Annotated in this window: 19 protein-coding genes and 1 tRNA gene; 16 read left to right on the forward strand and 4 right to left on the reverse strand. The window is 69.9% G+C overall.

Annotation, left to right across the window (positions count from 1 at the left end; genetic code table 11):
* Positions 1-2: 2 nt before the first annotated feature.
* A tRNA-Ser gene (locus MAA44156_RS01160) sits at positions 3-89 on the reverse strand.
* 37 nt (positions 90-126) lie between these two features.
* Between MAA44156_RS01160 and MAA44156_RS01165 the strand changes: the two genes are divergently transcribed.
* Positions 127-1,098 carry an NAD(P)H-quinone oxidoreductase gene (locus MAA44156_RS01165; RefSeq protein WP_031344654.1) on the forward strand — a complete coding sequence of 324 codons (972 nt, stop codon included), beginning with the start codon at positions 127-129 and terminating at the stop codon, positions 1,096-1,098.
* A gap of 4 nt (positions 1,099-1,102) precedes the next feature.
* Here MAA44156_RS01165 and MAA44156_RS01170 read toward each other — a convergent pair whose 3' ends face one another.
* A complete protein-coding gene (locus MAA44156_RS01170) occupies positions 1,103-2,299 on the reverse strand; it encodes a cysteine desulfurase-like protein (protein ID WP_003872602.1) in 1,197 nt (398 codons plus the stop codon).
* Between the two features lie 118 nt (positions 2,300-2,417).
* Between MAA44156_RS01170 and MAA44156_RS01175 the strand changes: the two genes are divergently transcribed.
* From MAA44156_RS01175 to MAA44156_RS01230, 12 genes are all read left to right on the forward strand, one after another.
* The gene (locus tag MAA44156_RS01175; protein ID WP_029248345.1) at positions 2,418-4,391 is read left to right on the forward strand and encodes a DUF6541 family protein; all 1,974 of its coding nucleotides are present in this window, start codon (positions 2,418-2,420) and stop codon (positions 4,389-4,391) included.
* A 78-nt stretch (positions 4,392-4,469) separates the two neighbouring features.
* Positions 4,470-4,922, forward strand: a complete 453-nt coding sequence (locus MAA44156_RS01180) for a bacterial proteasome activator family protein (protein WP_224110940.1) — start codon at positions 4,470-4,472, stop codon at positions 4,920-4,922.
* Positions 4,923-4,937: 15 nt separating this feature from the next.
* A complete protein-coding gene (gene wzt / locus MAA44156_RS01185) occupies positions 4,938-5,744 on the forward strand; it encodes a galactan export ABC transporter ATP-binding subunit Wzt/RfbE (protein ID WP_023862039.1) in 807 nt (268 codons plus the stop codon).
* Positions 5,741-6,655 carry a galactofuranosyltransferase GlfT1 gene (glfT1, locus tag MAA44156_RS01190; RefSeq protein WP_009974491.1) on the forward strand — a complete coding sequence of 305 codons (915 nt, stop codon included), beginning with the start codon at positions 5,741-5,743 and terminating at the stop codon, positions 6,653-6,655. The genes wzt and glfT1 overlap by 4 nt, the downstream gene beginning before the upstream one ends.
* Complete coding sequence (wzm, locus tag MAA44156_RS01195; RefSeq protein ID WP_003872597.1) at positions 6,652-7,482, forward strand: galactan export ABC transporter permease subunit Wzm/RfbD; 831 nt, start codon at positions 6,652-6,654, stop codon at positions 7,480-7,482. Before glfT1 ends, wzm begins: the two co-directional genes overlap by 4 nt.
* A 24-nt stretch (positions 7,483-7,506) precedes the next feature.
* Positions 7,507-8,394, forward strand: coding sequence for a TauD/TfdA dioxygenase family protein (locus MAA44156_RS01200; RefSeq protein ID WP_009974489.1), 888 nt, complete (start codon positions 7,507-7,509; stop codon positions 8,392-8,394).
* Positions 8,395-8,835: 441 nt separating this feature from the next.
* Positions 8,836-9,312: a GreA/GreB family elongation factor gene (locus MAA44156_RS01205; protein ID WP_009974487.1), complete on the forward strand. Its 477-nt coding sequence runs from the start codon at positions 8,836-8,838 to the stop codon at positions 9,310-9,312.
* A 49-nt stretch (positions 9,313-9,361) separates the two neighbouring features.
* Positions 9,362-9,727 (forward strand): GtrA family protein, encoded by a 366-nt coding sequence (locus tag MAA44156_RS01210; RefSeq protein WP_024636663.1) that lies wholly within the window; start codon positions 9,362-9,364, stop codon positions 9,725-9,727.
* Between the two features lie 32 nt (positions 9,728-9,759).
* Entirely contained in the window at positions 9,760-11,160 is a 1,401-nt protein-coding gene (dprE1, locus tag MAA44156_RS01215; protein ID WP_009974485.1) for a decaprenylphosphoryl-beta-D-ribose oxidase, read from the forward strand.
* Positions 11,161-11,925 (forward strand): decaprenylphospho-beta-D-erythro-pentofuranosid-2-ulose 2-reductase, encoded by a 765-nt coding sequence (dprE2, locus tag MAA44156_RS01220; RefSeq protein ID WP_003876962.1) that lies wholly within the window; start codon positions 11,161-11,163, stop codon positions 11,923-11,925.
* A gap of 2 nt (positions 11,926-11,927) precedes the next feature.
* Positions 11,928-13,967 carry a galactan 5-O-arabinofuranosyltransferase gene (locus tag MAA44156_RS01225; RefSeq protein ID WP_009974481.1) on the forward strand — a complete coding sequence of 680 codons (2,040 nt, stop codon included), beginning with the start codon at positions 11,928-11,930 and terminating at the stop codon, positions 13,965-13,967.
* Positions 13,968-13,973: 6 nt separating this feature from the next.
* Positions 13,974-17,249 carry an arabinosyltransferase domain-containing protein gene (locus tag MAA44156_RS01230; RefSeq protein ID WP_009974473.1) on the forward strand — a complete coding sequence of 1,092 codons (3,276 nt, stop codon included), beginning with the start codon at positions 13,974-13,976 and terminating at the stop codon, positions 17,247-17,249.
* Positions 17,250-17,307: 58 nt separating this feature from the next.
* On the opposite strand, the gene MAA44156_RS01235 is transcribed toward MAA44156_RS01230, so the two are convergent.
* The gene (locus MAA44156_RS01235) at positions 17,308-17,520 is read right to left on the reverse strand and encodes a hypothetical protein (RefSeq protein WP_003872589.1); all 213 of its coding nucleotides are present in this window, start codon (positions 17,518-17,520) and stop codon (positions 17,308-17,310) included.
* 182 nt (positions 17,521-17,702) lie between these two features.
* Here MAA44156_RS01235 and MAA44156_RS01240 point away from each other — a divergent pair, with 182 nt between their 5' ends.
* A complete protein-coding gene (locus MAA44156_RS01240; protein WP_003872588.1) occupies positions 17,703-18,326 on the forward strand; it encodes a maleylpyruvate isomerase family mycothiol-dependent enzyme in 624 nt (207 codons plus the stop codon).
* A 3-nt stretch (positions 18,327-18,329) separates the two neighbouring features.
* Here the strand turns inward: MAA44156_RS01240 and MAA44156_RS01245 are convergent, their stop codons facing one another.
* On the reverse strand, positions 18,330-19,484 hold the full coding sequence (locus MAA44156_RS01245; RefSeq protein ID WP_009974470.1) for a BTAD domain-containing putative transcriptional regulator: 1,155 nt from the start codon (positions 19,482-19,484) through the stop codon (positions 18,330-18,332).
* Between the two features lie 177 nt (positions 19,485-19,661).
* On the opposite strand from MAA44156_RS01245, the gene MAA44156_RS01250 reads away from it, so the two are divergent.
* A complete protein-coding gene (locus MAA44156_RS01250; protein ID WP_029248344.1) occupies positions 19,662-22,988 on the forward strand; it encodes an arabinosyltransferase domain-containing protein in 3,327 nt (1,108 codons plus the stop codon).
* Positions 22,985-26,182 carry an arabinosyltransferase EmbB gene (embB, locus tag MAA44156_RS01255; protein WP_009974467.1) on the forward strand — a complete coding sequence of 1,066 codons (3,198 nt, stop codon included), beginning with the start codon at positions 22,985-22,987 and terminating at the stop codon, positions 26,180-26,182. The genes MAA44156_RS01250 and embB overlap by 4 nt, the downstream gene beginning before the upstream one ends.
* The last annotated feature ends 1 nt before the right edge of the window (position 26,183 follow it).

Genomic DNA, 26,183 nt, shown 5'->3' on the forward strand with positions numbered 1-26,183 from the left:
GGCGGTGGCGGAGGGATTTGAACCCCCGGACGGTGTTAGCCGTCTCTCGCTTTCAAGGCGAGTGCATTAGGCCGCTCTGCCACGCCACCGCTGCTAAGGGTAACGGGGCTCGGTAGCGTGGCCACCATGCGCGCCATCGTCGCCGAATCCGCCGATCAGCTTTCCTGGCAAGAAGTAGCCGACGTCTCCGCCGGGCCCGGCGAGGTCGTCGTCAAGGTGGCCGCCGCCGGCGTGAACCGCGCCGACGTGCTGCAGGCCGCCGGCAAGTACCCGCCGCCACCGGGCGCCAGCGAAACCATCGGCATGGAGGTGTCCGGCGTCATCGCCGAGGTCGGCGACGGTGTCACGGAATGGTCTGTGGGGCAAGAGGTTTGCGCGCTGCTGGCCGGCGGCGGGTACGCCGAGTACGTGGCGGTGCCGGCCGGCCAGCTGCTGCCGATCCCCGCCGGGGTGGACCTGGTGGATGCGGCCGGGCTGCCCGAGGTCGCCTGCACGGTGTGGTCCAACCTGGTGCTGATCGCGGGCCTGCGCAACGGCCAACTGCTGCTGGTGCACGGCGGGGCCAGCGGCATCGGCAGCCACGCCATCCAGGTCGCCCGGGCGCTGGGCGCCCGGGTGGCCGTCACCGCCGGGTCGGCCGAGAAGCTCGGCTTCTGCCGCGAGCTCGGCGCCGACATCACCATCAACTACCGCGACGAAGACTTCGTCGCGCGGCTGGCGGACGAAACCGGCGGCGCCGACGTGATTCTCGACATCATGGGCGCGGCATATCTGGACCGCAACATCGACGCGCTGGCCACCGACGGGCAGCTGGTCATCATCGGCATGCAGGGCGGCGTCAAGGCCGAACTCAACATCGGCAAGCTGCTCGCCAAACGCGCCCGGGTGATCGGCACCACGCTGCGCGGGCGCCCAGTGAGCGGGCCGAACAGCAAAACCGAGATCGTGCAGGCGGTCACCGCCTCGGTGTGGCCGATGATCGCCGACGGCCGGGTGCGCCCGATCATCGGCGCCCGGCTGCCCATCCAGCAGGCCGGCGACGCGCACCGACGGCTGGTCGCCTCGGAGGTCACCGGGAAGATCGTGCTGACCGTCTGACGGTTCAGCCCAGGGACGCCAGCGCGCGCACCAACTGGTCGACCTCGGCCGTCGTCGAGTAGTGCGCCAGCCCCACCGTGACCGCGCCGCCGACGTCGTTGACGCCCAGCACGTCCAGCGCGCGGGAACTCTCGTTGGTGACGGCCAGAATTCCGTTGTCCGCCAACCGTTGTACGACGCGTTCGGCGGGCACGCCGTGCAAGGCGAAGCTGACCACCGGGATGCGCACCTCCGGGCGCCCGATCACCATCACCAGCGGCAGCGAGCGCAGCGACACCATCAGGTAGTCATAGATCCGATTCAGATACGAGGTGGCCGACTGCATGGACACCGCCAGACGTTCGCGCCGGGTGCCGCGCGCGGATTCGTCCAGCGAGGCCAGGTACTCGATGCTGGCCACCACCCCGGCGAGCAGGCCGAACTGGTGTGCACCGATCTCCAGCCGGGCCGCGCCGGTCGCTTTGGGGTCGGCCGAGATGGAACTGAACGAATTCAGCAGCGCCGGGTCGCGGAACACCATCGCCCCGATCGGCGGGCCGCCCCACGCGGCGGCGTTCACCGCCACCACGTCGGCGTCGGTCTCCTTCACGTCGAGCAGCCGGTAGGGCGCCGCGGCGGAATGGTCGACCACCACCAGCCCGCCGACGTCGTGCACCAGCTTGGTCATCGCCCGCAGGTCGGTGACGGTGCCCAGCGTGGCCGACGCCGACGCGACGGCCACCAGCCGGGTGGACTTGCCGATCAGCCCCTCCCACTGCCAGGTCGGCAGCTCACCGGTCTCGATGTCGATCTCGGCCCACTTGACCTTGGCGCCGTACCGGTGCGCCGCCCGCAGCCAGGGCGCGATGTTGGCTTCGTCGTCGAGGCGGCTGACGATCACCTCGTAGCCCAGCCCGGCCCGCGACGACGAGGCCTCGGCCAGCGCCGACAACAGGATCGCCCGGTCGGCGCCGAGCACCACGCCCGCGGGTTCGGCGTTGAACAGGTCGGCCACCGCCGCCCGGGCCGCCTCCAAGATGGCGGCGCTGCGCTGCGCCGACGGGTGCGCCCCCACGGTGGTGGGTCCGGACCTGCGGAAAGCCGTCGACACGGTGGTCGCAACGGAGTCGGGGATCAGCATCCCGGCCGGGGCGTCGAAGTGCACCCACCCGTCACCCAGCGACGGATGCAGTCCGCGCACCCGGGCGACGTCGTATGCCATGCAGGCCACCTTAAAGCTTCCGCTTTTCCGCGAAACTGTGACGGTAGCGGGTGCCACACACGTTCCGGCCAGTCGGTGGCCTCCCGAGCCAGGGCACCCGGCCAGCCATACTAGTCGAGTGGGGCTCTGGTTCGGAACGCTCATTGCATTGTTTTTGCTGATAGCGCCCGGAGCGATCATCGCACGTATCAGTCAGTTGACGTGGCCGATCGCTGTCGCGGTGGGCCCGGCGCTGACCTACGGCATGGTCGCGCTGGCCATTATTCCGTTCGGCGCCATCGGAATACCGTGGAACGGCTGGACCGCGCTGGCCGCGCTGGTGGTCGTGTGCCTGCTGATGACCGGTTTGCAGCTGCTGCTGGCCCGCTTCCGCGACCGCGACGCCGAAGCCCGCGCGGTGAGCCGCTGGCCGGCCGCCGCCGTGGCGGCCGGTGTGCTGCTGGGCGCGTTCCTGATCATGTGGGCGGCCTACCGCGGCCTGGCCGCCCACTGGCAGACCATCCCGAGCACCTGGGACGCGGTCTGGCACGCCAACGAGGTGCGGTTCATCCTGGACACCGGCCAGGCGTCGTCCACCCACATGGGCGAGCTGCGCAACGTGGAGACGCACCAGATGCTGTACTACCCGTCGGTGTTCCATGCCCTGATCGCGGTGTTCTGCCAACTCACCGGCGCGGCGCCCACCACCGGCTACACGTTGAGTTCGGTCGCGGCGTCGGTGTGGTTGGTCCCGACCAGCGCGGCGCTGCTCACCTGGCGGCTGCTGCGTCCGAGCTGGGGCGAATGGCGCACCGCGGGCGCCGCCGCGACGGCCGGCGTGCTGTCCGCGTCCTTCACCGCGGTGCCCTACGTCGAGTTCGGCGTCGCGGCGATGCCCAACCTGGCCGCCTACGGCGTCGCGATCCCGACGTTCGTGCTGATCACCTCCACCATGCGGCACCGGGACCGTATCCCGGCGGCCGTGCTGGCGCTGGTGGGCGTGATGTCGGTGCACATCACCGGCGGCGTCATCGTGCTGCTGTTCCTGATCGCCTGGTGGCTGCTGGACGCGCTGTGGCATCCGGTGCGCGGCCGGCTGGCCGATGTCGCGGCCCTGGTCTGCGTGACGGCGATCTCCGGGTTGATCCTGCTGCCGCAGTTCATCAGCGTGCAGCAGCAGGAAGACATCATCGCCGGGCATTCCTTCCTGACCTACCTGAGCAAGAAGCGCGGACTGTTCGACGCCGTGTTCCAGCACTCCCGTCACCTCAACGACTTCCCGGTCCAGTACGGGCTGATCGCGCTGGCGGCCATCGGCGCAATCGTGCTGCTGGTCAAGAAGATCTGGTGGCCGCTGGCCGTGTGGCTGCTCCTGGTGGTGGTGAACGTCGACGCCGGGAACCCGCTGGGCGGCCCGATCGGCGCGCTGGCCGGCGCCTTCGGCGAGTTCTTCTACAAGGATCCGCGCCGCATCTCGGCCGCCATCACCCTACTGCTCGAACCGATGGCCGGCCTCGCGCTGTTTCTGGTCGTGACGGCCTGCGTGGCCGGCGCCAAACGGATCGGCCGCCGGTGGCGGCCGCTGCCCGCCCCGGTCTGGGTGTCGGCCACCGCGGTGCTGCTGGTGGCCACCACCATGCTGTCCGCCCGCCACTACCTGTACCGGCACCTGGTGTTGTTCGGGGACAAGTACGACTCGGTGATGATCGACCAACGCGACCTGATGGCCATGGCCTATCTGGCCAAGCTGCCCGGCGCGCACGAGACCCTGATCGGCAACGGCAACACCGACGGCACGGCGTGGATGTACGCGGTCGCCGACCTGCACCCGCTGTGGACCCACTACGACTACCCCCAGCAGATGGGCCCGGGTCCCAACCGATTCATCTTCTGGGCGTACGCGCGCCGCGGCGATTCCGATCCGCGCGTGGTCGCGGCGATTAAAGCCCTCAATATCAGGTACATACTCACCAGCACGCCGACTGTCCGGGGGTTCGCCGTACCCGAAGGACTAGTGTCACTGGATAAGTCGAAGTCGTGGGCGCTGATCTACGACAATGGCGGTGCCCGGATCTACGAATGGCGCGCAGAAGGCACGACGCCACACCCATAGTCCGCAAAGGATGGTGAAGGATTGAGTACCCGCAACGATGATGACGGCGTCGAAGTCATCGGTGGTGTCGACCCGCGGATGATGGGGGTCGACGACGACGACGCCGACGAGCGCTCGCTGACCGACCTGGTCGAGCAGCCCGCCAAGGTGATGCGGATCGGGACCATGATCAAGCAGCTGCTCGAGGAGGTGCGGGCCGCACCGCTGGACGACGCCAGCCGCAACCGGCTGCGCGAGATCCACGCGACCAGCATCCGGGAGTTGGAAGAGGGTCTGGCGCCCGAGCTGCGCGAGGAGCTCGACCGCCTCACGCTGCCCTTCAACGAGGACGCGGCGCCGTCGGACGCCGAATTGCGCATCGCCCAAGCGCAGTTGGTCGGCTGGCTGGAGGGACTGTTCCACGGCATCCAGACCGCGCTGTTCGCCCAGCAGATGGCCGCCCGCGCGCAGCTGGAGAAAATGCGACAGGGCGCGCTGCCCTCGGGCATCGGCAAGCCGGGCAGCGCGCCCGGGCACGGCCAGTACCTGTAAGCAGACGCGACACCGATGGCGCCGGGTTCTGGTCCTCATATCGAGACGCGCAACGCGTGGGTGGAGTTTCCCATCTTCGACGCCAAGTCGCGGTCGCTGAAGAAGGCCTTCCTGGGCAAGGCGGGCGGCACGATCGGGCGTAACAACTCCAACGTGGTGGTGGTGGAAGCGCTGCGCGATATCACCATGTCCCTCGAGCTTGGCGACCGCGTGGGCCTGGTCGGCCACAACGGGGCCGGGAAATCGACTCTGCTGCGCCTACTTTCGGGCATCTACGAACCCACCCGGGGCTGGGCCCAGGTCACCGGGCGGGTGGCGCCGATCTTCGATCTGGGCGTCGGGATGGACCCGGAGATCTCCGGCTACGAGAACATCATCATCCGCGGCCTGTTCTTGGGGCAGACCCGCAAACAGATGCTGGCCAAGGTCGACGAGATCGCCGAGTTCACCGAGCTGGGCGACTACCTGTCGATGCCGCTGCGCACCTACTCCACCGGCATGCGGGTTCGGCTGGCGATGGGCGTGGTCACCAGCATCGACCCCGAAATCCTGCTGCTCGACGAGGGATTGGGCGCGGTGGACGCCGACTTCATGAAGAAGGCCCAGTCGCGGCTGCAGGGCCTCGTCGAGCGGTCCGGAATCCTGGTGTTCGCCAGCCACTCCAACGAATTCCTGGCCCGGCTGTGCAAGACGGCGATGTGGATTGACCACGGCGAGATCCGCATGTCCGGCGGCATCGAGGACGTGGTGCGCGCGTACGAGGGCGAGGACGCCGCCCGGCACGTGCGCGAGGTGCTGGCCGAGACCGCCGAACAGCCATGAACGACACCGTCTTCGCCGTCGTCGTCACCCACCGGCGCCCCGACGAGCTGGCCAAGTCCCTCGACGCGCTGAGCAGCCAGACCCGGCTGCCGGACCACCTCATCGTCATCGACAACGATGCGTGCGACGACGGCCGGGTCCGTGAACTGGTTGCGGCGCAACCTATTCCGACCACCTATCTGCAGTCCCGCCGAAATCTTGGCGGCGCAGGCGGTTTCGCGCTCGGCATGCTGCATGCGCTGGCCCAGGGCGCCGACTGGGTATGGCTGGCCGACGACGACGGCCGGCCGCAGGACGCGCGGGTGCTGGCCACGCTGCTGGCCTGCGCCGACAAACACGGCCTGGCCGAGGTGTCGCCGATGGTGTGCAACCTCGACGACCCGGAACGGTTGGCGTTTCCGTTGCGCCGCGGCCTGGTATGGCGCAGGCGGGCAAGCGAATTGCGCACCGAGGCCGGGCAGGACCTGCTGGCTGGGATTGCGTCGTTGTTCAACGGCGCGCTGTTCCGGGCGTCGGCGCTGGAGTCGATCGGCGTCCCGGATTTGCGGCTGTTCATCCGCGGCGACGAGGTGGAGATGCACCGGCGGCTGGTGCGCTCGGGGCTGCCGTTCGGCACCTGCCTGGACGCGGTCTACCTGCATCCGTGCGGATCCGACGAGTTCCGGCCGATCCTCGGTGGCCGGATGCACACCCAGTATCCCGACGACGCGACCAAGCGGTTCTTCACCTACCGCAACCGCGGCTACCTGCTCTCGCAGCCGGGGCTGCGCAAGCTGCTGGTGCAGGAGTGGGTCCGGTTCGGCTGGTTCTTCCTGGTGACGCGTCGCGACCCGAGGGGGCTGGCCGAATGGATCCGGTTGCGGCGCTTGGGACGTCGCGAGCTGTTCGGCAAGCCTGGAGGATCTCGATGACTTTCCTTGACGCCGCGGCCCAGTCGCGCACCCTGCGCCGAGCCCGCAGCGACCTGGTCGACGGCTTCCGCCGGCACGAGCTGTGGCTGCACCTGGGCTGGCAGGACATCAAGCAGCGCTACCGCCGTTCGGTGCTGGGGCCGTTCTGGATCACCATCGCGACGGGAACCACGGCGGTGGCGATGGGCGGGTTGTATTCCAAGCTGTTCCACCTGGAGCTGTCCGTGCACCTGCCGTACGTGACGCTGGGGCTGATCATCTGGAACCTGATCAACGCCGCGATCCTGGAGGGCGCCGACGTCTTCGTCGCCAACGAGGGGCTGATCAAGCAGTTGCCGACGCCGCTGAGCGTGCACGTCTATCGGTTGGTGTGGCGGCAGATGATCTTGTTCGCGCACAACATCGTGATTTACGTCGTCATCGCGATGATCTATCCCAAGCCGTGGTCGTGGGCGGACCTGTCGGTGATCCCGGCGCTGGCGCTGATCGTGCTCAATTGCATTTGGGTATCACTGTGTTTCGGCATCCTGGCCACCCGCTACCGCGACATCGGCCCGCTGCTCTTCTCGGTCGTGCAGTTGCTGTTCTTCATGACGCCGATCATCTGGAACGACGACACCCTGCGGCAGCAGGGCGCCGGACGCTGGTCGAGCATCGTCGAGCTCAACCCGTTGCTGCACTACCTCGACATCGTGCGCGCGCCGCTGCTGGGGTCGCATCAGGAGCTGCGGCACTGGGCGGTGGTGCTGGTGTTGACGGCGGTGGGGTGGCTGCTGGCGGCCTTCGCCATGCGCCAGTACCGGGCGCGGGTGCCCTACTGGGTGTAACCGGCGACAGGACGGAGGACGCCGATGGAGATCGTGGCGTCGGGACCGGGCTTTGCCGCGGAACTGCGCGGGGTGACGATCGCGGATGTCGCGGCTTCGCCGGACGTCTACGCGCAGGTGCGCGCGGCGTTCGAGGAGCATTCGGTGCTGGTCTTCCGGGACCAGCACGTCAGTGATGAAGCGCAGCTTGCCTTTTCGCGCCGGTTCGGCCCGCTGAGGGTGACCAAGGTGGGTGCGGTGGGCCACGGCAGCCACCTCGTGGTCCTCAAGACCCTCGACGACGACGGCAACGTGGTGCCAGCCGATCACCGGCTCGCCCTGGAAAACAAGGCGAATCAGCTGTGGCACACCGATAGTTCGTTCAAGCGGGTGCCGGCGCTGGCGTCGGTGCTGTCGTCACGCATCGTTCCGGGGCGCGGCGGCGAGACGGAGTACGTCTCCACCCGGATCGCGTTCGAACGGCTCGATCCCGGGTTGCGGGAACGGGTGGAGAATTCGTTCGCCTGGCACGAATACGCCTATTCGCGCGGCAAGATCGCGCCCGACCTGGCCCGCCCGGAGGAGCGGGCGGCCTTGCCGCCGCAATGCTGGCGCCTGGTGTGGCGCAACCCGGTCAACGGCCGCAAGGCGCTCTACCTCGCGTCGCACGCGTACGGGATCGAGGGTATGGAGCCGGCCGCGGCGCGAGAATTGCTGGCGGCGCTGACCGAGGCCGCGACCGCCCCCGGTGCGAGCTACCTGCACTCGTGGCGGGCGGGCGACGTGGTGATGTGGGACAACCGGGCGACCATGCATCGCGGCCGGCCGTGGCCGGCGCACCAGCCGCGCTGCATGGTGCGCAGCACCATCGCGGCGACCGCCGCCGACGGGCTGGAGGCCATGTATCCGCCGTGGCATGCCGTAGCCCGGTGAGACAGTTGGTCTGCGGCCGTCGACCTGCCGTTTCCGCCCTTCCCGACGCATCCGTCGAACCTCAAGCTGCTCTGCCGCCACCGACGGCACAGTGCGTTCGACGTTGCCGACCGGGCACGGCTACACCACCAAACCCCCTGGCGGACTTTACTTTCCAGCGTTGACCGCCTGCCCGGAACTCCGACGTTGCCCACCTCGCTGCCCGCATCGCAGCGGGACCGCGGCGCGATGATGCCTGTCCGGCAACGAACCCGGGCCCAGGAGCACGCCGCCCGGGTGCGCGGCTCAATGAGTCGCGCATCAGCGCCGAGGCGCGGCGGTCGTTGCCCAACAACGATCCGCCGCCCTTGTCGTTTCGAGGGCTTTGACAGTGGCGGGCCGCCACGCCGTGGTGTCACACTGAAACGCCACCTGAGCAAGCGGGACGAAAGGTCCACCGACGTGACCAACAAACGCCAATCGCCGGCGGACGCGGCGCGCAAAAACCTGGAAGCCGAGCTGGACCGGCTGCGGCAGCGTCGCGACCGCCTCGAGGTCGAGGTCAAGAATGACCGCGGGATGGTGGGCGATCACGGCGATGCGGCCGAGGCGATCCAGCGGGCCGACGAGCTGGTGGTGCTGTCCGACCGGATCAACGAGCTGGACCGGCGGCTGCGGGCCGGGCCGCCGGACGCCGACACCTCGGCGACGCTGCCCGGCGGCACCGAGGTGACCTTGCGGTTCGCCGACGGCGAAGTGGTCACCATGCAAGTGATCTCCATCGTCGAAGAGACACCGGTCGGCCGCGAGGGCGAGACGTTGACCGCCCGCAGCCCGCTGGCTCAGGCCCTTGCCGGACGCCAACCCGGCGACACGGTGACCTATCCGACGCCGCAGGGCGAGAAGCAGGTCGAGCTGATCGCGGTCAAGCTGCCCTAGACTCCCCTCGATGGTTGCCAGCCCGAACCTGAAACTGACCACCCAGGTCATGCGTTTCGTCGTCACCGGCGGCCTGGCCGGCATCGTCGACTTCGGCCTGTACGCGACGCTCTACAAGGTCGTGGGTGTGCAGGTCGACGTGGCCAAGGCGATCAGCTTCATCGTCGGCACCATCACCGCCTACCTGATCAACCGCCGGTGGACCTTCCAGGCGGCTCCCAGCACCGCCCGGTTCGTCGCGGTGATGGCGCTCTACGCCGTCACCTTCGCCGTGCAGGTCGGGCTCAACCATCTGTGCCTGGCGTTTCTGCACTACCGGGGCTGGGCGATCCCCGTCGCCTTCGTGATCGCGCAGGGCACCGCGACGGTGATCAACTTCGTCGTGCAGCGGGCCGTCATCTTCCGCATCCGCTGAGGCTTCTTGTGCGAGCGGTACCCTCTTTCACGATGTCGAGCACCGATCCCCTCATCACGCCCGCCCGGCTGACGGGCTTCGGGCGCACCGCCCCGTCGGTGGCCCAGGTGCTCAGAACCCGCGACCCCGAGGTGATCGCCAAGGCCGTCGCCCGGGTCGCCGATTCGGGTCATTCCAAGAGCCGCGGCGTGATCGCGCGCGGGCTGGGCCGCTCCTACGGCGACAACGCCCAAAACGGCGGCGGCCTGGTGATCGACATGACCGGGCTCAACCGCATCCACTCGATCAGCGCCGACACCCGGCTGGTCGACGTCGACGCCGGCGTCAGCCTGGACCAGCTGATGAAGGCGGCGCTGCCGTTCGGGCTGTGGGTCCCGGTGCTGCCCGGCACCCGCCAGGTCACCGTCGGCGGCGCGATCGCCTGCGACATCCATGGCAAGAACCACCACAGCGCCGGCAGCTTCGGCAACCACGTGCGCTCCATGGAGCTGCTGATGGCCGACGGCACCGTGCGCACCATCACCCCCGACGGCCCGGACGCTTCCGACGCCGAGCTGTTCTGGGCCACCGTCGGCGGCAACGGCCTGACCGGGATCGTGCTGCGCGCCACCATCGCCATGACCCCGACCGAGACGGCGTACTTCATCGCCGACGGGATGGCCACCAAGGACCTCGACGAAACCGTCGCCGTGCACCTGGACGGCAGCGAAGCCGACTACACCTACTCCAGCGCCTGGTTCGACCTGATCAGCCCGCCGCCCAAGCTCGGCCGGGCCGCGGTGAGCCGCGGCAGCCTGGCCCGGCTGGACCAGCTGCCCAAGAAGCTGGCCAAGAACCCGCTGAAATTCGATGCGCCGCAGCTGTTGACGGTGCCCGACGTGTTCCCGGTCAGCGCGATGAACAAGCTGTCGTTCATGGCGATCGGTGAGGTGTACTACCGGCTGGGCGGCACCTACACCGGCAAGATCATGAACCTGTCGCAGTTCTATCACATGCTCGACCTGGTCAGCGGCTGGAACAATGCTTATGGCCCAAGGGGTTTCGCGCAACACCAGTTCCTGGTCCCGCCGGACGCGATGGACGAGTTCAAGGCCATCATCCGCTGGATCCAGACCCGCGGCCACTACTCGGCGCTCAACGTGTTCAAGCTTTTCGGCCCGGGCAACCGCGCGCCGCTGAGCTTCCCGATGGCCGGCTGGAACGTCGCGATGGACTTCCCCAACAAGCCCGGGGTCAACGAGTTCCTCAACGAGCTCGACAGGCGGGTCCTGCAATTCGGCGGGCGGGTGTACACCGCCAAGGACTCCCGCACCAACGCCGAAACCTTCCACGCCATGTACCCGCGCATCGACGAGTGGATCGCGGTGCGCCGCAAGGTGGATCCGACGGGGGTGTTCGCCTCCGACATGGCCCGACGTTTGGAGCTGCTCTAGATGGTGCTGGACGCCGTGGGAAATCCGCAGACCATCCTGCTGCTCGGTGGCACCTCCGAGATCGGGCTGGCCATCTGCGAGCGTTACCTGCAGAACGCGCACGCGCGAATCATCCTGGCCGCCATGCCCGGTGACCCGGGGCGGGACGCCGCGGTGGAGCAGATGAAGGCCGCCGGAGCGCGATCGGTGGAGGTGATCGACTTCGAAGCCACCGACACCGACACCCACCCCAAGATGATCGAGCAGGCGTTCGCGGGCGGTGACGTCGACGTGGCCATCGTCGCCTTCGGCATCCTCGGCGACGCCGAAGAGCTGTGGCAGGACCAGCGTAAGGCGGTGCAGGCTGCCGAAATCAACTACACCGCAGCGGTTTCGGTGGGCGTCTTGCTCGCCGAGAAGATGCGCGGCCAGGGCTTCGGCCAGATCATCGCGATGAGCTCGGCCGCCGGCGAGCGGGTGCGGCGGTCCAACTTCGTCTACGGGTCCACCAAGGCCGGCTTGGACGGCTTCTACCTGGGCCTGGGAGAGGCGTTGCGCGAGTACGGCGTTCGCGTGCTGGTGATCCGACCCGGCCAGGTGCGGACTCGGATGAGCGCGCACGTCAAGGAAGCGCCGCTGACCGTGGACAAGGAGTACGTCGCCAACCTAGCGGTGACCGCGGCCGCAAAAGGTAAGGAATTGGTTTGGGCGCCAGCAGCATTCCGTTACGTGATGATGGTGTTGCGACACATCCCGCGCCCCATCTTCCGCAAACTGCCGATCTGATCATGCGTAGCGCGCTGGCCACCCTCGGCCAGATGGCCGTGGCCGTGCTGGTCGCCGTCGTCGTCGCGGTGGTGTCGCTGACCGCCATCGCCGGGGTGCAGTGGCCGGCCTTCCCGTCGTCGAATCAACTGCACGCGCTGACCACCGTCGGGCAGGTCGGTTGCCTGGCCGGTCTGGTCGCCGTCGGCTGGGTGTGGCACTCGTTCACCGGCCGAGTCCGGCGGCTCGCTCAACTGGGTGGGCTGGTGTTCGTGTCCGCGTTCACCGTGGTGACGCTCGGCATGCCGCTGGGCGCCACCAAGCTGTATTTGTTCGGCATCTCCGTCGACCAGCAGTTCCGCACCGAGTACCTGACGCGGCTGGCCGACAGTCCCGCCCTGCGCGACATGACCTATCTCGGGCTGCCGCCGTTCTACCCGCCAGGCTGGTTCTGGATCGGCGGGCGCGCGGCCGCGCTGTCCGGGACACCGGCGTGGGAGGTGTTCAAGCCGTGGGCCATCACCTCGATCACCGTCGCCGTCGCGGTGGCGCTGGTGCTGTGGTGGCGCATGGTCCGGTTCGAGTACGCGCTGATCGTCACCACCGCGACGGCGGCGGTGACGCTGGCCTACGGTTCACCCGAGCCGTACTCGGCGATGATCACCGTGCTGCTGCCGCCGGTGCTGGTGCTCACCTGGTCGGGCCTGCGCGCGCGTGAGTGCCGGGCTGGCGGGGCGCCCGGGAGCGCGGCTGGCCAGGCGCCCGAGACCGCCGAGCGTGAAACTAACTTCACGGTCGGCGCCGAGCGTGAAACTAACTTCACGCTCGCGGCGGGCGAGACGCCGAGCGCCCCAGGCGAGACGCCGAGCGCCCCAGGCGAGACGCCGCGGAGCGGCTGGGCCGCCGTCGTCGGAGCCGGACTGTTCCTGGGCTTCACGGCCACCTGGTACACGCTGCTGTTCGGGTTCACCGCGTTCGCGGTGGGGCTGATGGCGCTGTGGCTGGCGGGCCTGCGCTGGCGGCGGCACGGGGTCCGCGCGGCGCTCGAGCCGCTGCGCCGGCTGGCCGTCATCGTCGGCATCGCGGTCGCGATCGGGTGCACCACCTGGCTGCCGTTCCTGGTTCGCGCGGCCCGCAATCCGGTCAGCAACACCGGCAGCGCCCAGCACTACCTGCCGGCCGACGGCGCCGAGCTGACCTTCCCGATGCTGCAGTTCACGCTGCTCGGCGTCGTCTGCATGGCGGGCACGCTGTGGCTGGTGCTGCGCGCCCGCGCGTCGGTGCGCGCGGGCGCCCTGGCCATCGGCGTGCTGGCCGTCTACCTGTGGTCGCTGCTGTCCATGCTCACCACGCTGGCCCGCACCACGCTGCTGTCCTTCCGGCTGCAGCCGACGCTGAGCGTGCTGTTGGTGGCGGCCGGGGCGTTCGGGCTCGTGGAGGCCGCGCTCGCACTGCGGCGCCGAAGCCGCGCCGTCATCCCGGTGGCCGGCGCGATCGGGCTGGCCGCGGCCATCGCGTTCAGCCAGGACATCCCCGACGTGCTGCGGCCGGACCTGACCATCGCCTACACCGACACCGACGGCCACGGGCAGCGCGGCGACCGGCGGCCGCCCAGCGCGGAGAAGTTCTACGCCAGCATCGACGACGTCATCACCCGCGAGACCGGCCGGCCCCGCGACCAGACCGTGGTGATGACCGCCGACTACAGCTTCCTGTCCTTCTACCCCTACTGGGGATTCCAGGGGCTGACCTCGCACTACGCCAACCCGCTCGCGCAGTTCGACCTGCGGGCCGCGCAGATCGACAAGTGGTCCAAGCTCAAGACCGCCGACGAGTTGCTGCACGCCCTGGACACCTGCCCATGGCCGCCGCCGACGGTGTTTTTGATGCGCCACGGCGCGAACAACACCTACACCCTGCGGCTGGCCGAGGACGTCTACCCCAACCAGCCCAACGTGCGGCGCTACACCGTCGAGCTGCGCGCCGCGCTGTTCGACAGCCCGCGGTTCGCGGTCCACCGCGTCGGCCCCTTCGTGCTGGCCGTCCGCAAGCCGGCGGCGTAACGACTGATGAGCACCGACACCGGGTCCCGCATCGCCGAAGAACTAGCATCTAGCTCCGTGCACGACACGGAGGCAAATCACCGGATCGCTCGGTGGGTTGCCTCTGTCGCGGGGCTGCTCGGGGTGCTGCTGGCGGTGGCCACCCCGCTGTTGCCGGTCGACCAGACCACCGCCCAGCTGAACTGGCCCCAAAACGGCAGCTTCGGCAGCGTGGAGGCGCCGCTGATCGGTTACGTGGCCACCGATTTGAACATCACCGTCCCGTGCCAGGCCGCCGCCGGGCTGGCCGGCCGGGGCAACCCCGGCAAGACGGTGTTGTTGTCGACGGTGCCCAAGCAGGCGCCCAAGGCGGTCGACCGCGGGCTGCTGATCGTGCGGGCCAACGACGACCTGGTGCTGGTGGTGCGCAACGTCCCGGTGGTGACGGCCCCGCTGAGCCAGGTGCTGGGCCCGGCCTGCCAGCGGTTGACCTTCACCGCGCACGCCGACAAGGTCACCGCCGAGTTCGTCGGGCTCACCCAGGGCCCCAACACCGAGCATCCCGGCGCGCCGCTGCGCGGCGAGAAGAGCGGCTATGACTTCCGGCCGCAGATCGTCGGCGTCTTCACCGACCTGAGCGGACCGGCGCCGCCGGGCCTGAGCTTCTCGGCGACCATCGACACCCGCTACAGCAGCAGCCCCACCCCGCTGAAGATGGCCGCGATGATCCTCGGCCTGGTGCTGACCGGCGCGGCGCTGGTCGCGCTGCACATCCTGGACACCGCCGACGGCACCCGGCACCGCCGCTTCCTGCCTGCCCGCTGGTGGTCGATCGGCGGGCTGGACGCGCTGGTCATCGCCGTGCTGACGTGGTGGCATTTCGTCGGCGCCAACACCTCCGACGACGGCTACATCCTGACCATGGCCCGGGTGTCCGAGCACGCCGGCTACATGGCCAACTACTACCGCTGGTTCGGCACGCCCGAGGCGCCGTTCGGCTGGTACTACGACCTGCTGGCGCTGTGGGCGCACGTCAGCACCACCAGCATCTGGATGCGGCTGCCCACCCTGGCGATGGCGTTGACCTGCTGGTGGGTGATCAGCCGCGAGGTGATGCCGCGGCTGGGTCACGCCGTCAAGCAGAACCGGGCGGCGGCCTGGACGGCGGCGGGCATGTTCCTGGCGGTGTGGCTGCCACTGGACAACGGCCTGCGGCCCGAGCCGATCATCGCCCTGGGCATCCTGCTGACCTGGTGCTCGGTGGAACGCGCGGTGGCCACCAGCCGGCTGCTGCCGGTCGCGGTCGCCTGCATCATCGGCGCGCTGACCCTGTTCTCCGGGCCGACGGGCATCGCCTCGATCGGCGCGCTGCTGGTCGCGATCGGGCCGCTGCGCACGATCCTGCACCGCCGGATCACGCGATTCGGCGCGCTCCCGCTGATCGCGCCCCTGCTGGCCGCGGCCACCGTCACCGCCATCCTGATCTTCCGCGACCAGACGCTGGCCGGCGAGGTTCAGGCCAGCATGCTCAAGCGCGCCGTCGGGCCCAGCCTGAGCTGGTTCGACGAACACATCCGCTACGAGCGGCTGTTCATGGCCAGCCCGGACGGGTCGGTCGCCCGCCGCTTCGCCGTACTGGCGCTGGTGCTCGCGCTCGCGGTGACCGTCGCAATGTCGTTGCGCAAGGGCCGAATTCCCGGCACCGCCACCGGGCCGAGCCGGCGCATCGTCGGGATCACCATCATCTCGTTCGTCGCGATGATGTTCACCCCCACCAAATGGACGCACCACTTCGGGGTGTTCGCCGGGCTGGCCGGGCCGCTGGGTGCGCTGGCCGCGGTCGCGGTGACCGCGGCGGCGATGCGGTCCCGGCGCAACCGCACCGTCTACGCCGCCGTGGTGCTGTTTTTGGTGGCACTGTCGTTCGCCAGCGTCAACGGCTGGTGGTACGTCTCGAATTTCGGGGTGCCGTGGTCGAATGCGTTCCCGGCGTGGCATTACGCGTTCGCCACCGCGCTGCTCGGACTGACCGTGCTGGTGCTGCTGCTGGCGGCCTGGTTCCATTTCGTGGCGCCCGACGACGGCCCGCCGAAAACCCGCTGGGGGGCGCGGCTGGCCGGAATCATCCAGTCCCCCTTGGCAATTGCGACCTGGGCGCTGGTGGTGTTCGAGGTGGCGTCGCTGACCTTGGCGATGACGGACCAGTATCCGGCGTGGTCGGTCGGCCGCTCCAATTTGCAGGCGTTGACCGGGAAGACGTGCGGCCTGGCCGAGGACGTGCTGGTGGAACAGGACCCCAGCGCCGGCCTGCTGTCGCCGGTCGGCGGCCCGGCCGGCTCGTCGGCAGCCGACGCGCTGGGCGCGGGTTTGTCGGAAGCCTTCACCGCCAACGGGATTCCCGCCGACGTGCGCGCCGACCCGGTGATGGAACGCCCGGGTGACCGCAGCTTCGTCAACGACGAGGAGAAAACCGGCAGCAACCAGGCCGGCACCGAGGGCGGCACCACCCCGGCGCCGGGGATCAACGGGTCGTCGGCCCAGCTGCCGTTCAACCTCGACCCGGCGCGCACGCCGGTGCTGGGCAGCTGGCGCTCCGGCATCCAGGTGCCCGCCCACCTGCGGTCCGGCTGGTACCGGCTGCCCGCCCGCGACAAGGCGCGGCCGCTGCTGGTGGTCAGCGCGGCCGGGCGTTTCGACCCGCGCGAGGTCCAGGTGCAGTGGGCCACCGACGAGCAGGCGGCCGGCGGGCACCCGGGCGGCTCGTTCCAATTCGCCGACGTCGGCGCGTCACCGGCCTGGCGCAACCTGCGGTTGCCGCTGTCGGCGATCCCGGCCGCCGCCACCCAGGTCCGGTTGGTCGCCGACGACGAAGACCTGGCCCCGCAGCATTGGATTGCGCTGACGCCGCCGCGTATTCCCCAGCTGCGCACCCTGCAGGACGTGGTGGGGTCGAAGGACCCGGTGTTCCTGGACTGGCTGGTCGGCCTGGCCTTCCCCTGCCAGCGGCCGTTCGGCCATCAGAACGGCGTGGACGAGACGCCGAAATGGCGCATCCTGCCGGACCGATTCGGCGCCGAGGCCAACTCGCCGGTGATGGACAACAACGGCGGCGGCCCGCTGGGCGTCACCGAGCTGCTGGCCAAGGCCACCACCATGGCCACCTACTTGAAGGACGACTGGTCCCGCGACTGGGGCTCGCTGCAACGGCTGACCCCGTACTATCCCGACGCCCGGCCCGCCCAGCTGCTGCTGGGCACGGCGACGCGCAGCGGGCTGTGGAACCCCGCGCCGCTGCGGCACTGACGAACGCTGCCCCGCCTCCGGCGACAGCCAAAAACGGGGCAGCGTCAGCGATTTCAGATCACGGAACCGAGGCCCGCAGCGGGTGGGTGAGCGCCCAGCCCGGGTTCAAGAAGTTGGCGGCGTAGTGACGCACCGGGTGCAGCGGTCCGCTGTGCGGGACGTACGGGCTCGCCGAGGCGACGGCCGGCATCAGCGAACCGGCGATGGACAAGCCGATGGCGCCCAACCCGACACCCGCGGCGATGCGGAGCTTGGAGACCTTCTCCTTCATGGTGATTCCTATCTGCCGTATTTCTCTAGGGCCGGTCGCGCCGACCGGCAACACCAGGTTGCGACGGCCGGCTTGCCGGACGGTCGAGAGATTCTTGGGAAATCCTTGCGTCCCCGGTAGCGCCCTTGAGGCCGGGCGGCCGTCGGCCTAGGTTTGGCGTTTGTGAGCACCGGCCGACCGCGATGACCTCCGAGCTGATGGCGATGGCCCGCGCCGAGCGGGCCGACCTCGCCGAATTCCTGGCCACCCTGGGGCCGCGGGATTGGGAGGCGCCCAGCCTGTGCAGCCGGTGGAGCGTGAAAGACGTTGTCGCCCATGTGATCAGCTATGAAGAGCTGGGGGCTTTCGGGTTGCTGAAACGCTTCGCCAAGGGCTGGGTGGTGCGGGCCAACCAGGTGGGCGTCGACGAGTTCGCGGACCTGACGCCGCAACAGCTGCTGGAGTTCCTGCGCGAGCACCTCGAACCGCGGGGATTGACAGCGGGTTTCGGCGGAATGATCGCACTGGTCGACGGGACGATTCATCACCAGGACATCCGCCGCGCGCTGGGCCGGCCGCGGGTGGTGCCGCCGGACCGGCTGCAGCGGGTGCTGTCGCTGGTGCCCGGCAATCCCAGGCTCGGTGCGGGGCGACGGATCCGGGGCCTGCGACTGCGCGCCACCGACATCGACTGGACGCACGGCGACGGGCCGCAGGTGAGCGGGCCCGGCGAGGCGCTGCTGATGGCGATGTCGGGGCGCCCGGCCGCGCTGGCAGATCTGGACGGGCCTGGGCGCGCCACGCTGGCCGCCCGGCTCGGCCAATAGCGTTCAGGCGGGCCGGATTTCGAAGACGAACTCGGAGTTGCCGATGCGGATGTGGTCACCGTCGACCAGGGTGGCGCTGCGCTGCACCCGCCGGCCCCGCACCTGGACGCCGTTGGTCGATTTCATGTCGGTGATCAGGAAATCCGTTCCGGTGTCGATGATGACGGCATGGTGGCGGCTGACCTCGGTGTCGTCCAGCACGATCTCGTTGTCGTCGAGCCGGCCGATCCGGGTGGTCACCCCGTTGAGCTGATAGTGGCGCCCGGCCTTGTCCCGCAACCGGGCGACGACGGGATTGTCGACCACCGCCGCCGCCGACTCGGACCGCACCGTGCTCTGCTTGTGGGTGCTCAGCATCGCCCGCCTGGCGGCCTTCCCGGGCTGGCCGGGCCCGAGCGGCTCCTGGCGCAGGATGCGCTGCTGCAGCGCCTTGACGGTGGGCCCCGGGTCGATGCCCAGCCCCTCGGCCAGCGCGGTCTTGAGCCGCCGGTAGGCGCCGAGCGCATCGGATTGGCGTTCGGTGACGTAGTAGGCGGTGATCAGTTGCGCCCACAGCGGTTCGCGGTAGGGATGCTGGGCGACCAGCGCCTCGAGCTCCCCGATCACGCCATCGGCGCGCCCGCAGGCGATCTCGGCCTCGGCGCGGGCGGTGTGCGCCGCGACGCGCTCCTCGAGCAGCAGGTTGGCGAACGCGTCGACGAACGCGAAGTTGTGGAGATCGTCGAGCACCGGTCCGCGCCATTCGCGCAGCGCCGCCGCCAGGTGGCCGCTGGCCTCCTCGAAGCGTCCCCGGCTGGCGGCCTGCACCCCCGCGGTCTTGTGCCCGCGGAAGCGTCCCAGGTCGCAGTCCGCGTCGGCGACGTTGAGCTGGTAGCCGGGCGGGACACTGGCCAGCAACCCGTTGGGGTTGGGCAACGCGCTGCGCAGCAGCCGGCGCAGGGTGGACACATAGGACTGGATGCTGGTGCGCGCCGCCGGCACCGGCGCCGCGCCCCACACCCCGTCGATCAACGCGTCGACGGACACCGGCCGGTTGCGGTGGATCAGCAGCATGGCCAGCACCGCCCGCCGTTTGGGCGCACCCAACGGCAGCTGGGCGCCGCCGGCGGTCACCGACAACGGACCCAGGACACCGAACCCCAGACCTGCGTTCGCCACGCGCTGTCAGCCTCCTCAGCAGTCCATTTTGACCGCACGCACGCGGCGAATGCTGAATTGGCGGGCGGATGTTCGCTGTGAATCACCCCCGGGTTCGCACCGGCGCGCGGCGGAGATCGCCCCCGCGCAGCCCCGCATCCCGGGCGGACAAAGCCGCGTCGCTTACGATCGAGCCTCGTGCCCCACGACGGTAAACAGCGATCGCAGCGGATCCCCCGGTCGGTGGCCGCCGTCGCGGGCATCGCCGGCCTGCTGCTGTGCCTGGCCGTCCCGCTGCTCCCGGTGCGCCAGACCACGGCCACCGTGCTGTGGCCGCAGGGCACGGTCGACGGACACGTCAGCCAGATCACCGCGCCCCTGGTGTCGGGGGCGCCCCGCGCGCTGGACATCTCCATCCCCTGCCCGGCCGTCGCCACCCTGCCCGCCGACGGCGGCCTGGTGGTCTCCACGCTGCCGCCCGGCGGCATGGACGCCGGCAAGAACGGGCTGTTCGTGCGGGCCAACAAGGACGTGGTCGTCGTCGCCTTCCGGGACACCGTCGCGGCGGTGGCGCAGCGCCCGGCCGTCGCCGCCGGGGCCTGCAGCGTGCTGCACGCCTGGGCCGACGCCGGCGCGGCCGGTGCCGAGTTCGTCGGCATCCCCGGCGCCGCGGGAACCCTGCCCGCCGAGAAGAAGCCCCAGGTCGGCGGGATCTTCACCGACCTCAAGGTGCCCGCCGGGCCGGGGCTTTCGGCCCGCGTCGACATCGACACCCGGTTCATCACCGCGCCGACGGTCCTCAAACAGATCGTGATGGTGCTGGGCACGCTGGCGGTGCTGACCGCCATCGTCGCGCTGGCGGTGCTGGACCGGCGCAGCCGCGGCGGCGGCACCCTGATCAACTGGCGCTCCCCGATCGCGTGGCTGTCCCGGTACCGCCCCGGCACCCACCTGGCCAACTGGCGCCGGGTCGGGTTCGCGACCTGGATCGCCGACGCCGCGGTGCTCGCCACCCTGCTGCTGTGGCACGTCGTCGGGGCGACCTCGTCGGACGACGGCTACAACCTGACCATCGCCCGGGTCGCGCCGAAGGCCGGCTACCTCGTCGACTACTACCGCTACTTCGGCACCACCGACGCGCCCTTCGACTGGTATCTGGGCCTGCTGTCCCGGCTGGCCTCGGTGAGCACGGCCGGCGTGTGGATGCGGCTGCCCGCGACGCTGGCCGGGATCGGCTGCTGGCTGATCATCAGCCACTGGGTGCTGCGCCGGCTGGGCCCGGGCCGGGGCGGGCTGGCGGCCAACCGGGTGGCGGTCTTCACCGCGGGCGCGGTGTTCGTCGCGGCCTGGCTGCCGTTCAACAACGGGCTGCGGCCCGAACCGCTGATCGCGCTGGGCGTGCTGGTCACCTGGATGCTGGTGGAACGGGCCATCGCGCTGCAGCGGCTGGCGCCGGCGGCGGTGGCCGTCGTGGTGGCGTTGCTGACCGCCACCCTGGCGCCGCAGGGCCTGATCGCGGTCGCCGCGCTGCTCACCGGCGCCCGGGCCGTCGCCCAGGCCATCCGGCGGCGCCGGGCCAGCGACGGTCTGCTGGCGCCGCTGGCGGTGCTGGCGGCGGCGCTGTCGCTGATCCTGGTGGTGGTGTTCCGCAGCCAGACCGTGGCCACGGTGCTGGAGTCGGCCCGGATCAAATACAAGGTCGGCCCGACGATCGCCTGGTACCAGGATTGGTTGCGCTACTACTTCCTGACGGTCGAGTCCAACCCCGACGGGTCGATGGCGCGGCGCTTCGCCGTGCTGGTGATGCTGCTGTGCCTGTTCGGCATGCTGGTCATCCTGCTGCGCCGCGGCCATGTCCCCGGGGTGGCCAGCGGCCCGGCCTGGCGGCTGATCGGCACCACCGCCGTCGGCCTGCTGCTGTTGACGTTCACGCCGACCAAGTGGGCGGTCCAGTTCGGCGCCTTCGCCGGGCTGGCCGGGGCGCTGGGCGCGCTGACCGCGTTCGCCTGCTCGCGGATCGGCCTGCACAACCGCCGCAATCTCACGCTGTACGTGACGGCGTTGCTGTTCGTGCTGGCCTGGGCCACCTCCGGGATCAACGGCTGGTTCTACGTCGGCAACTACGGGGTGCCGTGGTACGACATCCAGCCGGTCATCGCCAGCCACCCGGTGACGTCGATGTTCCTGACGCTGTCCATCATCACCGGGCTGCTGGCGGCCTGGCAGCACTTCCGGATGGACTATGCGGGCCACACCGAGGTCAAGGACAGCCGGCGCAACCGCGTGCTGGCGTCCACCCCGCTGCTGGTGGTCGCGACCATCATGGTGGTCGGCGAGGTCGCCTCGCTGACCAAGGGCGCGGTGTTCCGCTACCCGCTGTACACCACCGGCAAGGCCAACCTGGCCGCCATCGCGTCGGGGCTGTCGCCGACCAGCTGCGCGATGGCCGACGACGTGCTGGCCGAGCCGGACGCCAACGCCGGCATGCTGCAGCCGCTGCCGGGCCAGACGTTCGGGCCGGACGGGCCGCTCGGCGGGGTCAACCCGGTCGGCTTCAAACCCGACGGCGTGGGCGACGACCTGCAGTCCGACCCCGTGGTGACCAAGCCCGGGCTGGTCAACTCGGACGCCTCCCCCAACAAACCCAACGTCGCCTACAGCGACTCGGCGGGCACCGCCGGCGGCAAGGGGCCGGTGGGCGTCAACGGCTCGCACGCGGCGCTCCCGTTCGGCCTCGACCCGGCCCGCACCCCGGTGATGGGCAGCTACGGCGAGAACTCGCTGGCCGCCACGGCCACCTCGGCCTGGTACCAGCTGCCGCCCCGCACGCCGGACCGCCCGCTGGTGGTGGTGTCGGCGGCCGGCGCGATCTGGTCCTACAAGGAGGACGGCACGTTCACCTACGGCCAGTCGCTGAAACTGCAGTGGGGCGTGGCCCGCCCGGACGGCAGCACGGTGCCGCTGGCTGAGGTGCAGCCGATCGACATCGGCCCGCAGCCGGCGTGGCGCAATCTGCGCTTCCCGCTGGCCTGGGCGCCGCCGGAGGCCAACGTGGCGCGCATCGTCGCCTACGACCCGAACCTGAGTTCCGAGCAGTGGTTCGCGTTCACCCCGCCGCGGGTGCCGGTGACCGAAACCCTGCAGCAGCTGATCGGCTCGCAGACGCCGGTGATGATGGACATCGCGACCGCGGCGAACTTCCCGTGCCAGCGGCCCTTCTCCGAACACCTTGGCGTGGCTGAACTTCCGGCCTACCGCATCCTGCCGGACCGCAAGCAGACCGCGGCGTCGTCGAACCTGTGGCAGTCCAGCGAAGCCGGCGGGCCGTTCCTGTTCCTGCAGGCGCTGCTGCGCACCTCGACCATCCCGACCTATCTGCGCGGCGACTGGTATCGCGACTGGGGATCGGTGGAGCAGTACTTCCGGTTGGTGCCGGCCGATCAGGCGCCGGACGCCGCTATCGAACAGGGTGTGATGACAGTGCACGGCTGGAGCCGGCAGGGACCGATTCGGGCACTCCCATGAGCGTTTCGACCGTCGGCGGCGACGTGCGGGTGACGCGCTGGGTGGCGACCATCGCCGGGCTGATCGGGTTCGTGCTGTCGGTCGCCACCCCGCTGCTGCCCGTCGTGCAGACCACCGCGACGCTGAACTGGCCGCAGGGCGGTCAGTTGAACAGCGTTACCGCACCGCTGATTTCGCTCACCCCGGTGGACCTGACCGCGACGGTGCCCTGCTCGTTGGTGCGCGACCTGCCGCCCGGGGGCGGGGTGATCCTGTCCACCGGGCCCAAGAAGGGCAAGGACGCCGCGCTCAACGCGTTGTTCGTCGTCGCCCACGGCAAGCGCGTCGACGTCACCGACCGCAACGTGGTGATCGCCAGCGCATCCCGGGATCAGGTGGCCGGAGCCGGGTGTTCCCGCATCGAGATCGCCTCGACCCGCGCCGGCACCTTCGCCACCTTCGTCGGGCTCACCGACCCGGCGGGCAAACCACTCGGCGGCGGATTCCCCGACCCCAACCTGCGGCCCCAGATCGTCGGCGTGTTCACCGACCTGACCGGGCCCGCCCCGGCCGGCCTGAAGCTGTCGGCGACCATCGACACCCGATTCTCCACCACGCCAACCACTTTGAAGCTGGCGGCGATGGTGACGGCGATCCTGGCCACCATCGTCGCGCTGGTCGCGCTGTGGCGGCTCGACCAGCTGGACGGGCACCGGATGCGCCGGCTCATTCCGGCGAACTGGCGCACGTTCACCCTGGCCGACGTCGCGGTGATCTTCGGGTTCGTGCTCTGGCACGTGATCGGGGCGAACTCGTCGGACGACGGCTACATCCTGGGCATGGCCCGGGTGGCCGACCGCGCCGGCTACATGTCGAACTACTTCCGCTGGTTCGGCAGCCCCGAGGATCCGTTCGGCTGGTACTACAACCTGCTGGCGCTGATGACGCATGTCAGCGACGCCAGCCTGTGGATGCGGTTGCCGGACCTGTTCGCCGGAATCGTGTGCTGGCTGTTGCTGTCCCGCGAGGTGCTGCCCCGGCTGGGACCGGCGGTGGCCGCCAGCAGGCCGGCCAACTGGGCGGCGGGCATGGTGTTGCTGACGGCGTGGATGCCGTTCGACAACGGGCTGCGCCCCGAGCCGATCATCGCGCTGGGATCGCTGGTCACCTATGTGCTGATCGAGCGTTCGATGCGCTACAGCCGGCTCACCCCGGCCGCGCTGGCCGTCATCACGGCCGCCTTCACGCTGGGCGTGCAGCCCACCGGCCTGATCGCGGTGGCCGCGTTGGTCGCCGGTGGTCGCCCGATCCTGCGCATTCTGGTCCGCCGGCACCGGGTGGTGGGCACCTGGCCGCTGGTGGCGCCCATGCTGGCCGCCGGCACGGTGATCCTGACGGTGGTGTTCGCCGACCAGACGCTGGCAACGGTGTTGGAAGCCACCAGGATTCGCACCGCGATCGGACCCAGCCAGGCCTGGTACACCGAGAACCTGCGCTACTACTACTTGATCCTGCCCACCGTCGACGGCTCGCTGTCCCGGCGGTTCGGCTTCCTGATCACCGCGCTGTGCCTGTTCACCGCGGTGTTCATCATGTTGCGGCGCAAGCGAATTCCCGGGGTGGCCCGCGGGCCGGCGTGGCGGCTGATGGGTGTCATCTTCGGCACCATGTTCTTTTTGATGTTCACCCCCACCAAGTGGGTGCACCATTTCGGCCTGTTCGCCGCGGTGGGGGCGGCGATGGCCGCGCTGACCACCGTGCTGGTGTCGCCGGCGGTGCTGCGCTGGTCGCGCAACCGGATGGCGTTCTTGGCCGCGCTGCTGTTCATGATGGCGCTGTGCTTCGCCACCACCAACGGCTGGTGGTATGTGTCCAGCTACGGGGTGCCGTTCAACAGCACCATGCCGAAGATCGGCGGAATCACGGTCAGCACAGTCTTTTTCTCGATGTTCGTCGCGGCCGCGCTGTACGCGATCTGGTTGCACTTCGCCTCCCGGGAGCACGGCGAGGGCCGGCTGGCCCGGGCGCTGACGGCAGCGCCGGTGCCCCTCGCGGCCGGCTTCATGGCGCTGGTGTTCATCGCGTCGATGGTGGCCGGCATCGTCCGCCAGTACCCCACCTACTCCAACGCCTGGGACAACCTGCGCGAGTTCAGCGGCGGCTGCGGACTGGCCGACGACGTGCTCGTCGAACCGGACAGCAACGTCGGCTACATGACGCCGCTCGGCGGCGATTACGGGCCGCTGGGCCCGCTGGGCGGCCAGCACCCGGTGGGCTTCTCCCCGAACGGGGTGCCCGAACACACTGTCGCCGAAGCGATTCGGATCACCCCCAACCAGCCCGGCACCGACTACGACTGGGACGCGCCGACCAAGCTGAGCGCGCCGGGCATCAACGGCTCGACCGTGCCGCTGCCGTACGGCCTGGACGCCGCCCGGGTGCCGCTGGCCGGCAGCTACACCACCGGGGCGCAACAGCAGAGCCGGCTGACCTCGGCGTGGTACCGGCTGCCCGCACCCGATGACGGTCACCCGCTGGTGGTGGTGACCGCCGCTGGCAAGATCGCCGGCAACAGCGTGCTGCACCACCACACCGACGGGCAGACCGTGGTGCTCGAGTACGGCCGGCCCGGGCCCGGCGGTGACATCGTGCCCGCCGGCCGGCTGGTGCCCTACGACCTGTACGGCGAGCAGCCCAAGGCCTGGCGCAACCTGCGCTTCGCCCGCTCCGACATGCCCGCGGACACCGTGGCCGTGCGGGTGGTGGCCGAGGACCTGTCGCTGACGCCGGAGGACTGGATCGCGGTGACCCCGCCGCGGGTGCCCGAGATGCGCTCGCTGCAGGAGTACGTCGGCTCGACCCAGCCGGTGCTGATGGACTGGGCGGTGGGGCTGGCCTTCCCCTGCCAGCAGCCGATGCTGCACGTCAACGGGGTCACCGAGATCCCCAAGTTCCGCATCACCCCGGATTACACCGCCAAGAAGATGGACACCGACACCTGGGAGGACGGCACCAACGGGGGCCTGCTGGGGATCACCGACCTGCTGCTGCGGGCGCACGTGATGTCGACGTACCTGTCGCACGACTGGGGCCGGGACTGGGGATCGTTGCGCCGGTTCGAAACGATCGCCGATGCGCATCCCGCGCAACTCGATCTGGGCACCGCGACCCGCACCGGTTGGTGGTCGCCGGGCCCGATACGAATAAAACCATAAA

The organism is Mycobacterium avium subsp. avium (assembly GCF_009741445.1).
Classification (GTDB): domain Bacteria; phylum Actinomycetota; class Actinomycetes; order Mycobacteriales; family Mycobacteriaceae; genus Mycobacterium; species Mycobacterium avium.

Bases quoted from the DNA above. Each gene is read 5' to 3' on its own strand.
- MAA44156_RS01210 (WP_024636663.1), top strand. From the start codon at position 9,362: ATGCGTTTCGTCGTCACCGGCGGCCTGGCCGGCATCGTCGACTTCGGC.
- MAA44156_RS01230 (WP_009974473.1), top strand. From the start codon at position 13,974: ATGAGCACCGACACCGGGTCCCGCATCGCCGAAGAACTAGCATCTAGC.
- glfT1 (WP_009974491.1), top strand. From the start codon at position 5,741: ATGAACGACACCGTCTTCGCCGTCGTCGTCACCCACCGGCGCCCCGAC.
- MAA44156_RS01200 (WP_009974489.1), top strand. From the start codon at position 7,507: ATGGAGATCGTGGCGTCGGGACCGGGCTTTGCCGCGGAACTGCGCGGG.
- MAA44156_RS01235 (WP_003872589.1), bottom strand. From the start codon at position 17,520: ATGAAGGAGAAGGTCTCCAAGCTCCGCATCGCCGCGGGTGTCGGGTTG.
- wzm (WP_003872597.1), top strand. From the start codon at position 6,652: ATGACTTTCCTTGACGCCGCGGCCCAGTCGCGCACCCTGCGCCGAGCC.
- wzt (WP_023862039.1), top strand. From the start codon at position 4,938: ATGGCGCCGGGTTCTGGTCCTCATATCGAGACGCGCAACGCGTGGGTG.
- MAA44156_RS01240 (WP_003872588.1), top strand. From the start codon at position 17,703: ATGACCTCCGAGCTGATGGCGATGGCCCGCGCCGAGCGGGCCGACCTC.
- MAA44156_RS01180 (WP_224110940.1), top strand. From the start codon at position 4,470: ATGATGGGGGTCGACGACGACGACGCCGACGAGCGCTCGCTGACCGAC.
- MAA44156_RS01165 (WP_031344654.1), top strand. From the start codon at position 127: ATGCGCGCCATCGTCGCCGAATCCGCCGATCAGCTTTCCTGGCAAGAA.
- embB (WP_009974467.1), top strand. From the start codon at position 22,985: ATGAGCGTTTCGACCGTCGGCGGCGACGTGCGGGTGACGCGCTGGGTG.
- MAA44156_RS01225 (WP_009974481.1), top strand. From the start codon at position 11,928: ATGCGTAGCGCGCTGGCCACCCTCGGCCAGATGGCCGTGGCCGTGCTG.
- dprE1 (WP_009974485.1), top strand. From the start codon at position 9,760: ATGTCGAGCACCGATCCCCTCATCACGCCCGCCCGGCTGACGGGCTTC.
- dprE2 (WP_003876962.1), top strand. From the start codon at position 11,161: ATGGTGCTGGACGCCGTGGGAAATCCGCAGACCATCCTGCTGCTCGGT.
- MAA44156_RS01170 (WP_003872602.1), bottom strand. From the start codon at position 2,299: ATGGCATACGACGTCGCCCGGGTGCGCGGACTGCATCCGTCGCTGGGT.